This window comes from Flavobacterium sp. (genome assembly GCF_044368995.1).
GTDB lineage: Bacteria > Bacteroidota > Bacteroidia > Flavobacteriales > Flavobacteriaceae > Flavobacterium.
Window position 1 is genome coordinate 29,653 of the sequence record NZ_JBIPMS010000005.1, and the last position, 14,346, is coordinate 43,998.

Sequence of the window (14,346 nt, forward strand, 5' to 3'; positions counted from 1 at the left end):
ACTTATCTTTGTATTCTTATTAAAATTTCGAAACATGCGTATTTCTTATAATTGGTTAAAACAATTTATTAAAATAGACTGGAAATCAGATGAAACAGCCGCTTTACTTACCGATTTAGGTTTAGAAGTAGAAGTTGTTGAAGCATTTGAAAGTGTTACTGGTGGACTGAAAGGTATTGTTGTTGGGCATGTTTTAACATGTGAAAAGCATCCTGATGCTGATAAATTAAAAATTACAACAGTAGATTTAGGCGATGGAAACGCACCCGTTCAAATAGTTTGTGGCGCCAATAATGTTGCAGCTGGACAAAAAGTTCCTGTAGCCACTATTGGAACAAAATTATATGACAAAGACGGAAATGCTTTTGAAATAAAAAAAGGTAAAATAAGAGGTCAAGAAAGCCATGGAATGATTTGTGCCGAAGACGAAATTGGTATAGGAAATAGCCATGATGGAATTATGGTTTTAGCGGATGATTTAAAACCAGGAACTCCTGCTAGTAAAGTTTTTAACATTGAAGTAGATGAAGTTTTTGAAATTGGTTTAACACCAAATCGTGCGGATGCCATGAGTCATATGGGAGTAGCACGTGATTTAAAAGCAGGTTTATTACAATCAAACGTAACAACTGAATTTATTACACCATCCGTTAGTAAATTTAAGGTAGATAAAAGAACATTAAAAATAGATGTGACAGTTGAAGATGCTAAACTGGCTCCTCGTTATGCTGGTGTAACGATTTCTGGAATTACTGTAAAACCTTCACCAATTTGGTTACAAAACAGATTAAAAGCTATCGGTCTGACTCCAAAAAACAATATTGTTGATGTTACAAATTATGTTTTACATGAATTGGGACAACCGTTACATGCTTTTGATGCCAATACAATTAGTGGCAACAAAATAATTGTTAAGACCGTTAGTGCAGACACAAAATTCTTAACTTTAGATGGCATAGAGCGTGCACTTCATGAAGATGATTTAATGATTTGTGACGAATCTGGTCCAATATGTATGGCAGGTGTTTTTGGTGGTGCACATTCTGGAGTAACTGAAACAACCACTAATATTTTCTTAGAAAGTGCGTATTTTAATCCAGTTTCCATTCGGAAAACAGCTAAACGTCACACTTTGTCAACAGATGCTTCCTTCCGATTTGAAAGAGGTATTGATCCTGAAATAACAGTTTATGCTTTAAAACGTGCCGCTTTGTTAATTCAAGAAGTTGCAGGTGGCGAAATTACTTCTGATTTAATTGATATTTACCCAAAAAAGATAGAAGATTTTAATGTCTTTTTGTCTTTTGAAAAAGTAAATAATTTAATTGGGGAAGAATTAAAAAAAGAAACTATTAAAAATATTTTAGCTTCTTTAGATATTAAAATAAATAGTATTTCTGATACGGGTTTAGGTTTAAATATTCCACCATATCGTGTTGATGTGCAACGAGAAGTTGATGTTATTGAAGAAATTTTAAGGGTTTTTGGATACAACAATATTAAAATTCCTAATAAGATTAACGCATCGGTTTCAAACTCTTCAAGAACAGAAGAATTTAAAGTGCAAAATATAGTTGCTAATCAACTGTGTTCATTAGGATTTAATGAAATGATGGCAAATTCGTTAACCACTTCAAATTATGTAGCATATTCTGAACAAATACTTTCAGACGAAACGGTTACGATATTAAATCCGTTGAGCAATGATTTATCTGTAATGCGCCAATCGATGTTGTTTTCTGCTTTAGAAGCAGTTTCTTATAATATAAATAGAAGAAATTCAGATTTAAAATTATTTGAATTCGGAAAAACTTATCATTCTGTTGAAGGAAATTATACTGAAAGAAAGCATTTAACGTTAACAATGTCTGGAAATGCGACTATAGAAAATTGGAATTTAGCTCAAAAAACAAGCGATTTCTTTTTGTTTAAAGGATACATTACTGCTATTTTATCAAAATTAAACATAGAAACGAAAGTCAAAACAGTGCCTGTATCGCACGATATTTTTGCTGAAGGAATTGGGTTTGCAATTGGAAATGAAGTTATAGCCGAATTTGGTTCTATTAAAAAATCAGTTTTAAAACATTTCGATATCAAACAAGATGTTTTTTTTGGAGATATAAATTGGGACGCGATTCAAAAATATGTTTCAAATAAAATAAAATTAGTTGATATTCCTAAATTTCCTGAAGTTAGAAGAGATTTGGCTTTATTAGTAAATCAATCGGTAACTTTTGATCAGTTATATCAAGTAGCCAAACAAACAGAAAAAGTTTTATTAAAAAACATTAATTTATTTGATGTATACGAAGGAAAAAATTTACCAGAAGGGAAAAAATCGTATGCTTTAAGTTTTGTACTTCAAGATACTTTAAATACATTAACAGATGTTCAGATTGATACAATTATGAATAAATTACAGCATACTTTTGAAACACAATTTGAAGCTGTTTTAAGATAAAAATGTTTTATTTGTCAATTTATGTGCTTTGTCTGCGAATATTTGAGTAATTACTACTTTAAAAACCCTGCCAATTTTATTTCTTTATGAATTTGAAGAATATTTTCAGGAATTTCTACCTCTAAAATCCAGTTGAGATCTAAACTATTGTAGTTTGCGGTTTTCAAAAGCATTTTATTAGAAGAAATATTTGCCCCTAACTTTTTTAAATCTTCTTTAAAATCTAAAAGAAAATCTTCGTGAAGCGAATTAATTAATAGTAATATTTTAAAAGCTCTCACAATTATATAATTATAAAACTTTGCTGATTTTTGCGGTTTAGAATGAGACAATGAGAAGGTATTTTGCTCTATAACTTCATTTAGCATTTGTAAATTCAAACTAATTTCTCCAAACTGATCTTTTGTAATTTTTACATGATGCGATATTTTTCCACTGATGCGGCGCATTTCTATTGCTATATAATCTAACGAATGAAAATTTTCAGAAAATCGTTTGATATCATTTGAAATTATAGTTTCCATATTTCGGCGTTTGTCTTCAATAGAATCAGTATCTACTAATTCAAAATGAAGTTTTTCTGCCAAATCCATATCTCTTCGCAACAACCTATATATAAGTTTGTCTTTTTCTTTTTCAGGCAATTCTTGAAGTGCTCTTTTGAACTCAATATCTTTAAACATATTAGTTTTCTATAAGTTGCTAAATTAAATAAAAAAATCCCAACCATTTCTGATTGGGATTAAGTATTTATAAAAAATTAGAAAATTATTTTTTCTCTGATTTTTCCATTTTTGCTTTTAATTCCATTAATGCATCAATATCTCCTAAAGTAGATTTTTCAGCATTGTTTGAAGATGAAGCAACATTATTATTACTAGATTCGTTAGAAGAAGATTTGAAGTTTTTTTCTTCTTCTTCTCTGAAAGTAGCAGTATGTGAAGCAACAATTCTTTTGAATTCTTTGTTAAATTCGATAACTTTAAATTCAATTGAATCACCTTTTTTCAATTTTTTACCATCTTCTTTTTCTAAATAACGTGTTGGAACAAATCCTTGCACGTCTTCAGAAAATTCTACTGTAGCACCTTTGTCAACAATTTCAGAAACAGTACCAGTGTGAACTGTACCTACTGCATAAGCAGCTTCATGTTTGTCCCAAGGATTGTCTAAAGTTTGTTTATGACCTAAAGATAATTTACGAGCGTCAACATCTAATTCTAAAACTACAACGTCTAAGTTATCGCCAACATTAACAAATTCTGATGGATGTTTGATTTTTTTCGTCCAAGATAAGTCAGAAATATAAACTAAACCATCAATTCCTTCTTCTAATTCTACGAAAATTCCGAAGTTTGTAAAGTTTCTAACAATTCCTGTATGACGAGAACCAACTGGGTATTTCTCAGTAATTCCGGTCCATGGATCTTGCGTCATTTGTTTGATACCTAATGACATTTTTCTATCATCTCTGTCTAAAGTTAAGATAACTGCATCTACAATATCACCAACTTTAACAAAATCTTGAGCAGAACGTAAATGCGTAGACCAAGACATTTCAGAAACGTGAATTAATCCTTCAACTCCTTCAGCTACTTCAATGAAAGCACCATAGTCAGCTAAAACAACTACTTTACCTTTAACTTTATCACCAATATTTAATTCAGCTGATAAGGCATCCCATGGATGCGCATTTAATTGTTTTAAACCTAATTGAATTCTTGTTTTCTCATCATCGAAATCTAAGATTACAACATTTAATTTTTGGTCTAGTTCTAATACTTCGCTTGGATGATTGATACGAGACCAAGATAAATCTGTAATATGAATTAATCCATCTACACCACCTAAGTCAATGAACACTCCGTAAGAAGTAATGTTTTTAACCACACCTTCTAATACTTGTCCTTTTTCTAACTGACCAATAATTTCTTTTTTCTGTATTTCGATATCCGCTTCGATAAGCGCTTTATGAGAAACTACAACGTTTTTAAATTCGTGATTAATTTTCACAACTTTAAATTCCATAGTTTTATTTACATATTGATCGTAATCACGGATTGGTTTCACATCAATTTGAGAACCTGGTAAGAAAGCTTCAATACCAAATACGTCAACAATCATTCCACCTTTAGTTCTACATTTCACAAAACCGTTTACAATTTCTCCAGTTTCGTTAGCAGAAATAACTCTATCCCATGCTTTGATTGTTCTTGCTTTTTTGTGAGATAATACTAATTGTCCTGTTTTATCCTCACGGATATCAATTAATACTTCTACTTTGTCACCCACTTTTAAAGATGGATTGTAACGGAATTCGTTTAAAGAAATAACCCCTTCAGATTTAGCGTTAATGTCTACAATAACATCTCTGTCAGTAATTCTTACAACTACTCCATCTACTACTTCTTCATCAGAAGTTGAAATGAATGTTTTTGATACTAAATCTTCAAATTCTTGAAGGTTAGTTGCGTCAATAGGGTCAATTCCTTCAGCATAGTTATGCCAGTTGAAATCCGCTAAAAACGAATCTTGTTCTTTGTTTAATTCAGACATGCGTTTATTATTTGTATGCTGTGTTTTTTGAGTTTTATTGTGCAGATTAAAACAACAACAGTGATTTACATAAATATTTGATTACCAATTGAAAACTCTACTCTACCAAAAGGTGTGCAAAGATACTATTTTTTTGATAAATACAAATGTTTTGTAGTAAAAAGTAAGAAATTAGAACAGGATTCCTAAAGAAAGTTGCAAAACAGTATTTTTATTTTCTGTGTCGGGTTTCAATTCTGTTAATCCAATGCCATATCTAGCTTGCGCAAAAATGGAGTTTGTAATTTTTAATCCCAAACCCGCATTTGCTGTAAAATCAAAAGTATTGGATTTTTGAACATCAAAATTATTTTTTTCATTTAATAAAAAACCTACTTGAGGCCCCATATCTAATGATATACTTTTGGAAAGATGAATTTGCAGCATCACAGGAATATTAATATAACCTAACTCATTTTTATATTCAGAAAGAGCTGTTTCATAGGAAGCTCCTTGTGTTGAATAAAGTAATTCCGGTTGAAATGAAAGTCCTTTTGAAATGCCTATTTTAGCAACCAAACCCGCATGATAATTTACAATAGGACTTGTTTTTAAATTGGAACCTTTTACATTAGCATAATTAGCACCTGCCTTAATACCTAGTTGAACGCTCTGTGAATAGCTTATTTGTATAAAAAACAAAATAGCAAAACAATTTTTAATAATTTTTTTCATATTTATTTAGTTAAATTAAATTTCTTACTTTTTACTTTAAAAAATCATTCACCAATTCCATTACTAATTCAAATTGTTCTTTTTTGGTCAGATTAGAATTGTCAATTTCAATGGCATCTTCAGCTTTTACTAATGGAGAATCATCTCTATGTGTATCAATATAATCTCGCTCTTGTACGTTTTGTAGTACTTCTTCAAATGTAACTTGTTGGCCTTTTTCAATTAGTTCATCAAACCTACGTTGGGCTTTTGTTGTTGTACTTGCTGTCATGAATAGTTTCAAATCAGCATTAGGAAAAACAACCGTTCCAATATCTCTGCCATCCATAACAATGCCTTTATTTTCTCCCATTTGTTGTTGTTGCTCTACTAATTTGGATCGAACCTGAGATATTTCCGCAATTTTACTTACCAAACGTGAGACTTCAATGTTTCGAATGGGAGTTTCAATATTTTCATTATTTAAATACATTTCTGCAAAACCCAATTTTTCGTTAAATCGAAATTGTAAAGTAATATCTGAGAGATTTTTAATTAATTCTTCTGTATCCAAATGATTTTCTGAAACAAAATTATGTTGCATTGCAAAATAGGTAACTGCTCGATACATTGCGCCTGTATCAACATAAATATAGCCCAATTGATTAGCAATTTGTTTGGCTAATGTGCTTTTTCCGGTTGACGAAAATCCGTCTATTGCTATGGTGATTTTTTTCATATTATAAACATTTGTTTTCCCTTTACCTTTTACCCAAAACCTTTAACCCGATTAATCCAAATTCATCATCAAACCAAAAATACTTGAATTCGCAGCAATAGTATAACGAGAATGTGAAAATTCAAATCGTACTTTATTAAATCGTAAACTAAAACCTGCGGAAATTCCAGAAAAATTTCTTTGATCGATAATATTTAATTCTTGTCCTCTTCTGAAATTATATCCTAATCGAATATTAAATGCTTTTTCTGGAAACAACTCTGCTCCTATAATTACATGGCGCAAAGCATTATTAAAAAACGAAACTTTTTCGGCTTCAGAAAAACCATCTAAACTACTTTTTGCTCTGTTTGGATTTGAAAATGCAATATTCCATTGTTGTAAATTCTCAAAAGTTAGGTGCCATCTAATTGGAACATTTTCAACTAATTGAGAAATTCCAGCTGTAATTTCAAAGGGCAATTTTTCTCTTGTGGTTTCGTATGGTTTAATTTGATAACCTATATTTCTGAATGAGATACCGTAATTAACATCGTTAGTTGTATCAATGTATAATAAACCAATATCAGTGGCCATACCAAATGAATTATAAGATTCTAGTGCAGATGTAATGAATTTCACATTTGTTCCTGCGTAAAAATTCGTCCAAGGAATATTATAGGAATATCCAAAAGATAAAGCGCCTTCTGATCCTGTAAAACTGTTAGTTGAATTTCCTATTTCATCATAACCATCAAAATTTCCGTAATTAACATAATTGGCTCCGATATGAAAAGTTTGCACATGTCTGTCCCATGTATAGGCGTAACTTGCAGTACCATAGGTAACTTCACCAAAATAATTACTATAACTTGTCGCTAACTGATTATGCATTTTGGGATTAATTGTAGCGGGATTAAAAATGGCTTGATTCACATCATAATCAACAATTGTGACGGTTTTTCCACCTAAAGCCGCTTGTCTTGGCGATTGCACTAAATTTAAAAACTGATACACCGATTGCCCTCCTACTTGTGCATAAATAGGTAAAGCAAAGACAAAAAATAGTGGTAAAAGTTTTCTAAGCATTTTTATGTTATTCTGTAATAACGCAGATGCGAAGATAAAATTATATATTAGAATGCGAAAATTTAGTTTTATTTGTTTTTGAATTGTCACTTACAGGACTTATTTCGCAGGTAAAAACTTTATTGAAACTGAATTGGTACAATAACGTTGTCCGGTTGTTTCTTTTGGTCCGTCATCAAAAACATGACCTAAATGTCCACCGCATTTGGCACACATAACTTCTGTACGAATCATTCCATAAGAAACATCTTTATGATATATAGTCGAACCTTTAATGGATTCATCAAAAGAAGGCCAGCCACAATGTGAATCAAATTTAGTATCCGATGTAAATAATGGATTTTCACAAGCCGCACACACATACATTCCTTTTTCAAAATGTTTGTCGTATTCACCAGTATAGGGACGTTCGGTTCCTTTTTCTCTTAAAACTGCATATTCTTCTGGTGTAAGTTGCACTTTCCATTCTACATCTGTTTTTACAATTTTAAATTCCATAGCGTCTTTTTTTGTTTGTTTGGCAATTTCTTTATTTATTTTATCAGTAGCTTTTTTAATTTCTGCATCCTTATTTTGGCTATTGCATGAAGTAAAACTTAATACTAGTATGATAATACATATATTTTTCATATTTTTTTATTTTAATTCTATAAAATTACAAAAAAGTTATACTTGTGATTTAAAAATAATAAATTTTAAGGAATTTATAACTTTTGTGAATCTAAATTCAAAATATAAGAAATAAAAAAAACCAGAACTAAATTCTGGTTTTATAAAATTTTTAATACTATTTTACTTGATGTATAATGTTTTTATTCTTTCTATTGGTCCGCCGCATTTCACTTCATGACAACTTATACAAGCGTCTACCATGGTGTTAAAACTATTTTTTATGTTTTTTGATTCGTAAATTTCAGATTGTGTTTTTAAGAAAAATCCCGCTTTGGTATTAAAAAAATCGTCCCTTTCTTTTCCTTTTGTCATGGTTGCGTCTGAAATATTCAAAAAATATTTAGGCAATTCACCTAATGAATCATTTTTAATTATTTTTTCACGAAGTTGTTTATTATGAACATACATTTGTTCCATTAAAATAGCCATTTCGGAAGCTTTATACATTTGTAAATCTTCTTTTGGTTTTTCGCATGTTGGGTTTTCATCTTCAGTTTTATTTTGATTACAACTCAAAAATATAACGGAAAATATAACTAAAATATATTTCATTACTTAGAAATTAAAACGCCGTGGGCTAAGAATTTATATTCTGTTTTAGGCTCTGTAATTGCAGCAATTTCTTTTGGAGATTTTCCTTCATCTTCTGCGTAATGTTTTAATTCTGCAACAGAAGTTTCTTCTACAAATGCTTTTCCTTCAATAATAGTGTTTCTTTTTTGAGCATTCATGGGTACAAAAAAGCCATAATCTTTAAACTTTACAAATGCGGTTTTTCCACTTCCTAAATCTAAAGTCATCCAACATCCTTTGTTTTGGCAAATTTCATTAATTTTTGAGCTTACTTTGACTGCTAGTGTATCTCCTTTTTTTAATGATTTATATTTCTCTAATAAAATCTCTTTAGAAATGGTGTTTTCTTCAGTAATTTTCTTACCAAAGAATGCATATACAGACTTAGATGCTGTTTTGGATTCCTTTTTATTACAGGAAATAGCAAATAAAAAAACGGTTAAAATTAGTAGTGATCTCTTCATAGTACTTGATTTGTTAAGTGAAATAAAAAACAAAATTAATCAATAATACTTCACTTTGTTAATAATTATTCTAAAAATGAATCTTCAGGAATAATTTATTTAATAAATTTGTAAAAATTTTTTGGGAAACCAATATATACAAAGAAATATAATGAGTAGCATTACAAACGATTTTAAAATCATTAAAAATGAAACTTCAAAAATTAATGAAGTTGACTTTGAAAACTTAACTTTCGGAAACACATTTACAGATCATATGTTAATTTGTGATTTCAAAAATGGCGTTTGGGAGCAACCTATTATTAAAGCATACGAACCTTTTACAATTGATCCGTCTGCAAAAGTTTTTCATTACGGACAAGCTATTTTTGAAGGCATGAAGGCTTTTAAAGATGTAGATAATGATGTTTGGTTGTTTCGCCCTGACGAAAATCATACTCGTTTTAATAAAAGTGCTATTCGTATGGCAATGCCAGAAATACCGGAAGAAATTTTCATCAATGGATTAAAACAACTATTGAATTTAGATAGAGATTGGGTGAAATTCGGAAAAGGTAATTCCTTATATATAAGACCATTTATGATTGCTATTGGAAGTGGTGTAATTGCACAACCTTCTTCGCAATATCGTTTTATGATTATTTTATCGCCTGCTAAATCCTATTACTCAGGTGAAGTTAAAGTTTTAATCGCAGAGCATTATAGTCGTGCTGCAAATGGTGGAATTGGAGCCGCAAAAGCTGCTGGAAATTATTCAGCACAATTTTATCCCACAAAATTAGCAAACGATTTAGGTTATCAACAAATTATTTGGACCGATGACGCTACACACTCAAAATTAGAAGAAGCAGGAACGATGAATGTATTTTTCAGAATTGGAGATACTTTATTAACCGCACCAACTTCTGAAAGAATTTTAGATGGTGTAACAAGAAAATCTGTTTTGGATATTGCAAAAAGAGACAATATAACCACAGAAGTCCGCCCAGTTTTAGTGGACGAATTAGTTGCTGCTGCAAAAAATGGTACCTTAAAAGAAATTTTCGGTGCGGGAACAGCTGCTGTTATCAATCCAATTGTTGGTTTCTCTTATAAAGACGAATATTTTGAATTACCTAAATTAGAAAATTCATTTGCTTTAAGTTTAAAAGAAAAATTAAATAATATACAATACAAATTAGCAGACGACACATTTGGTTGGACTGTTAAAGTTTAATTATTTACAGCTGATTATAAAAAAAGCAATTAGAAAAATCTAATTGCTTTTTTTATATCTTGAAGTTTCAAAAAGAAATTAATCTTCTTCAATTTGTACCGCTTTACTATAAACACGCCATTTTTCAATGCAAGAAGAAATTTCTTCGGGTATTTCACTTGTAAAACGTAAGAATTCACCAGTTGACGGGTGTTTAAATCCTAAAGTTCTGGCATGAAGTGCCTGTCTGGGTAAGGTTTTGAAACAATTATCTATAAATTGTTTGTATTTGGTAAATGTAGTCCCTTTTAAAATTTTATCACCACCATAACGTTCATCATTAAAAAGCGTATGTCCAATATACTTCATGTGTACACGAATTTGATGCGTTCTTCCTGTTTCTAATTGGCAAGAAACTACAGTAACATATCCAAATCGTTCCAAAACTTTAAAATGTGTAATGGCAGGTTTTCCTTGCTCGCCTTCAGGATAAACATGCATTTGCATTCTATTTATGGGATGACGGTCTATATTTCCTTCAATGGTTCCTTCATCTTCTTCAATATTTCCCCAAACTATAGCATAATATTCACGTTCTGACGTTTTTGCAGCAAATTGTTTGGTTAAATACAACATAGCTTCTTCTGTTTTCGCTACTACTAAAAGCCCTGAAGTGTCTTTGTCAATTCTGTGAACCAAGCCAGGCCTTTCGCTGCTATTCATTGGTAAATTATCAAAATGATATGCTAATGCATTTACTAAAGTTCCCGAATAATTTCCATGTCCGGGATGTACAACCATTCCAGCGGGTTTGTTTACAACAATGAGTTGATCATCTTCATAAACAATATCAATTGGAATATTTTCTCCTTTTAATAAATGTTCATATGGTGGATGTTCAAGCATTACTCTTATTACATCGTCTGGTTTTACTTTATAATTGGATTTTACAGCAATATCATTTACAAAAATAGTTCCAGCATCAGCTGCTTTTTGAATTTTGCTTCTTGTGGTATTTTCAATACTGTTTATCAAAAATTTATCAATTCTTAAAGGTTGCTGGCCTTTGGCTATTTCAAACCGATGGTGTTCAAATAAATCTTCATCACCCGTTTCATTCTCATCTATAAATTTTTGCATTATTTTGTTGTATCAATTTCTATATTTTGTAAGGAATCTAAGTCTTGATCTGTAAACATATCTTTACCATCACCTAACACAAAATCAATTTTAGAATTTTTCATTAACTTATCTCCAGCTTTTACTTGTTTCCCTTTATAAGATACTCCTAAAACAATATCTTTAGCTAAATCGGGAACATATTTTAATTCGCCTTCTACTAGACCTAAAGCTCTTAAAGCGTTTGTAGCTTGACGAAATGTTTTGTTCTTTAAATCTGGAAAAGTTACCATGGCATAGCCACCTGCATTAAGTTTTACATATATTTTTCGCCCATTTTTAACTTTAGAACCAGCTATTGGATCTTGCTCGACAATAGTATATGGGGGAAATTCTGGATGAAATTCTACTGTATCTAATAAAAAAACTTCTAAACCTTTCTCATCTAGTTTTTCTTCCGCAATTTCTAATTTCATTTTAGATAAATTGGGTACCTTAATTTCTTCGCCATGATTGGTACTGAAATCTAAAAACTTCACAAACACTACTAAAAATAGGATAACAATTACTAATGCCAAAAATAAATTTTTGAAAAATGGGACACTCGTTAAAAACTTTCTTAAACTCATTGAAATATATTTTCGCAAATATAAGAAAAGTAAAACATTTTATGATATTTTTGTATAAAACAGAAATAAATATTTTTTTATGAACATAGCAGTTGTAATGGGCGGATATTCAGACGAATCTGTAATTTCTTTAAGAAGTGGACAACTTATTTTAACCCATTTAAACAAAGATAAATATCAAGTTTTTGAAGTTCACATCTTAATTGAAGGTTGGTATGTAAAAATAGGCGACCAAAAATTACCTATAAATAGAGCCGATTTTTCATTTGAAGACAATGGAATTTCTGTTAAATTTGATGTGGCTGTGAATACTATTCATGGAACTCCAGGAGAAGATGGTCATTTGCAATCCTATTGGGAATTAATTGATTTGCCTTACACCGGTTGCGGATTTTACCAAAGTGCACTTACTTTTAGCAAAAGAGATACGCTTTCTGTTTTGGGAAAATTTGACATTCCAAAAGCCAATTCGGTTTATATTACAAAAGGGCAAGAAATTGATGGTGAAAAAATTGCTAAAACATTAGGATTTCCTTTTTTTGTAAAACCCAATCAATCTGGAAGTAGTTTAGGGGTTTCAATGGTAAAAGAACTTTCAGAATTAGATAAAGCCCTAGTATTTGCATTTGCAGAAGACAAAGATATTTTAATTGAATCACAGTTAAAAGGCGTTGAAATTTCTGTTGGTGTGATGAAATTGAACGGAAATACAAAAGTATTAGGAATAACAGAAATTGTTTCAGGAAATGATTTTTTCGATTACGAAGCTAAATATTTAGGCAAATCTGAAGAAATTACTCCTGCCCGACTTACTAAAGAAGTTTCAGAATTAGTAGAAAAATCTGCAGCAAAAATATATGAAGCCCTTGGAATGCAAGGATTTTCTCGCATTGATTTTATAGTAATGAATGATATTCCTCATTTTATTGAAATTAATACCAATCCTGGATTGAGTCCACAAAGTATTTTTCCGCAGCAAGCGGCTTATGCCAATTTGAATTTTTCAGATTTATTAGAAAATGAAATCAAATTGGCTTTAGATAGAAAACCAATTTGGAAGAAATAAAATTAAGAATAAAGAAAATAGAAAATTAACAATATCAGATTTCATCGAAATCAAATATTTTTAAATTATTTACTAATGAGAAAAGCAATATTCCCAGGTTCGTTTGATCCAATTACAAACGGACATTATGATATTATTAAACGTGGCATTTCTTTATTTGATGAAGTAATAGTGGCGATTGGTGTAAATGCCGATAAGAAATATATGTTTACTTTAGAAGACAGAAAACGCTTTATCGAAGAAGCATTTAAAGACGAACCAAAAGTAAAAGTTATAACTTATACCGGTTTAACAATCGATTTGTGTAAAGAAGAAAAAGCCCAATTTATTTTACGTGGCTTACGTAACCCAGCCGATTTTGAATTTGAAAAAGCCATTGCACACACCAACAGACGTTTATCTAAAATTGAAACGGTGTTTTTATTAACAGCCGCAAAAACGTCTTATATTTCTTCAAGTATTGTGCGTGATGTAATAAGAAATGGCGGCGACGCTTCTCCATTTGTACCAGATTCAGTTGTTTGTAAAATATAAATTATAAAAAGGTCATTACTAAAATAACTGATTTTGTCATTCCGAATTTATTTCGGAATCTATAAATATTTGAAAATAAAAATTTAAAGAAACTGAAACGAGTTCAGTTTGACAACAATAAAATTTTTAAGACTTACTACTTAATTTAATCTTCTAATGCGTTTTTAACAACGTCTCGGGCAACTTCAATTTTATATTTTTTGCCTTTCATTTTTTCATCCTTAATATTTTGTAGCAATGGTACTACTTTAGCATATTTTACTGCGGCAAACGAAACAAAATCTTTGACTTCAATTAAACCTAAATCGCCTTTTTCTAACTTTCCTTTTTGAGAAAAGAAACCTAAAATATCAACTTTATTTAATTTGTTTTTCTTGCCTCCACTAATGTAAATGGTTTTAAACTCTGGTGGTTTCGGAATGACACTATAATTTGATACATCAATTTTTTTTATGTCGTAATCGATATAATCCACTTTTTTCTCACTTTCGTGAATAATAATATATGCAGTTCCAGATGCCATCATACGTGCAGTACGCCCATTTCTATGCGTAAATTCATCTACTTTTGAAGG

At 30.5% G+C, this 14,346-nt stretch carries 15 protein-coding genes; 4 read left to right on the forward strand and 11 right to left on the reverse strand.

All coding sequences use genetic code 11. The features are described from left to right. Window positions 1–34: 34 nt before the first annotated feature. Window positions 35–2,464, forward strand: coding sequence for a phenylalanine--tRNA ligase subunit beta (gene pheT, locus ACIQ2I_RS01055; RefSeq protein WP_396180581.1), 2,430 nt, complete (start codon window positions 35–37; stop codon window positions 2,462–2,464). Window positions 2,465–2,517: 53 nt separating this feature from the next. Here pheT and ACIQ2I_RS01060 read toward each other — a convergent pair whose 3' ends face one another. From ACIQ2I_RS01060 to ACIQ2I_RS01095, 8 genes are all read right to left on the reverse strand, one after another. Beyond that, window positions 2,518–3,147, reverse strand: a complete 630-nt coding sequence (locus ACIQ2I_RS01060; RefSeq protein WP_396180582.1) for a hypothetical protein — start codon at window positions 3,145–3,147, stop codon at window positions 2,518–2,520. 85 nt (window positions 3,148–3,232) lie between these two features. Continuing rightward, window positions 3,233–5,020, reverse strand: a complete 1,788-nt coding sequence (rpsA, locus tag ACIQ2I_RS01065) for a 30S ribosomal protein S1 (RefSeq protein WP_396180583.1) — start codon at window positions 5,018–5,020, stop codon at window positions 3,233–3,235. Window positions 5,021–5,191: 171 nt separating this feature from the next. Beyond that, window positions 5,192–5,734, reverse strand: a complete 543-nt coding sequence (locus tag ACIQ2I_RS01070) for a porin family protein (protein WP_396180584.1) — start codon at window positions 5,732–5,734, stop codon at window positions 5,192–5,194. A 31-nt stretch (window positions 5,735–5,765) separates the two neighbouring features. After that, window positions 5,766–6,452, reverse strand: coding sequence for a (d)CMP kinase (cmk, locus tag ACIQ2I_RS01075; protein ID WP_396180585.1), 687 nt, complete (start codon window positions 6,450–6,452; stop codon window positions 5,766–5,768). A 51-nt stretch (window positions 6,453–6,503) separates the two neighbouring features. After that, a complete protein-coding gene (porQ, locus tag ACIQ2I_RS01080) occupies window positions 6,504–7,520 on the reverse strand; it encodes a type IX secretion system protein PorQ (RefSeq protein ID WP_396180586.1) in 1,017 nt (338 codons plus the stop codon). A 99-nt stretch (window positions 7,521–7,619) separates the two neighbouring features. Further along, complete coding sequence (gene msrB / locus ACIQ2I_RS01085) at window positions 7,620–8,150, reverse strand: peptide-methionine (R)-S-oxide reductase MsrB (protein ID WP_396180587.1); 531 nt, start codon at window positions 8,148–8,150, stop codon at window positions 7,620–7,622. Between the two features lie 162 nt (window positions 8,151–8,312). Next, the gene (locus tag ACIQ2I_RS01090) at window positions 8,313–8,744 is read right to left on the reverse strand and encodes a hypothetical protein (RefSeq protein WP_396180588.1); all 432 of its coding nucleotides are present in this window, start codon (window positions 8,742–8,744) and stop codon (window positions 8,313–8,315) included. Further along, window positions 8,744–9,229: a DUF4920 domain-containing protein gene (locus tag ACIQ2I_RS01095; RefSeq protein ID WP_396180589.1), complete on the reverse strand. Its 486-nt coding sequence runs from the start codon at window positions 9,227–9,229 to the stop codon at window positions 8,744–8,746. Before ACIQ2I_RS01095 ends, ACIQ2I_RS01090 begins: the two co-directional genes overlap by 1 nt. A 151-nt stretch (window positions 9,230–9,380) precedes the next feature. On the opposite strand from ACIQ2I_RS01095, the gene ACIQ2I_RS01100 reads away from it, so the two are divergent. Next, the gene (locus ACIQ2I_RS01100; RefSeq protein WP_396180590.1) at window positions 9,381–10,445 is read left to right on the forward strand and encodes a branched-chain amino acid aminotransferase; all 1,065 of its coding nucleotides are present in this window, start codon (window positions 9,381–9,383) and stop codon (window positions 10,443–10,445) included. A gap of 78 nt (window positions 10,446–10,523) precedes the next feature. Here ACIQ2I_RS01100 and ACIQ2I_RS01105 read toward each other — a convergent pair whose 3' ends face one another. Together ACIQ2I_RS01105 and ACIQ2I_RS01110 are read right to left on the reverse strand one after the other, a co-directional pair. Then, on the reverse strand, window positions 10,524–11,564 hold the full coding sequence (locus ACIQ2I_RS01105) for an RluA family pseudouridine synthase (protein ID WP_396180591.1): 1,041 nt from the start codon (window positions 11,562–11,564) through the stop codon (window positions 10,524–10,526). Then, on the reverse strand, window positions 11,564–12,121 hold the full coding sequence (locus tag ACIQ2I_RS01110; protein WP_396180592.1) for a PASTA domain-containing protein: 558 nt from the start codon (window positions 12,119–12,121) through the stop codon (window positions 11,564–11,566). The genes ACIQ2I_RS01105 and ACIQ2I_RS01110 overlap by 1 nt, the downstream gene beginning before the upstream one ends. A 130-nt stretch (window positions 12,122–12,251) precedes the next feature. On the opposite strand from ACIQ2I_RS01110, the gene ACIQ2I_RS01115 reads away from it, so the two are divergent. Then, the gene (locus tag ACIQ2I_RS01115; protein WP_396180593.1) at window positions 12,252–13,238 is read left to right on the forward strand and encodes a D-alanine--D-alanine ligase; all 987 of its coding nucleotides are present in this window, start codon (window positions 12,252–12,254) and stop codon (window positions 13,236–13,238) included. Between the two features lie 75 nt (window positions 13,239–13,313). Next, a complete protein-coding gene (gene coaD, locus ACIQ2I_RS01120) occupies window positions 13,314–13,772 on the forward strand; it encodes a pantetheine-phosphate adenylyltransferase (RefSeq protein ID WP_396180594.1) in 459 nt (152 codons plus the stop codon). Window positions 13,773–13,917: 145 nt separating this feature from the next. Here the strand turns inward: coaD and ACIQ2I_RS01125 are convergent. Further along, window positions 13,918–14,346: DbpA RNA binding domain-containing protein (locus ACIQ2I_RS01125; protein WP_396180595.1), on the reverse strand; the 429-nt coding region annotated here is incomplete at its 5' end.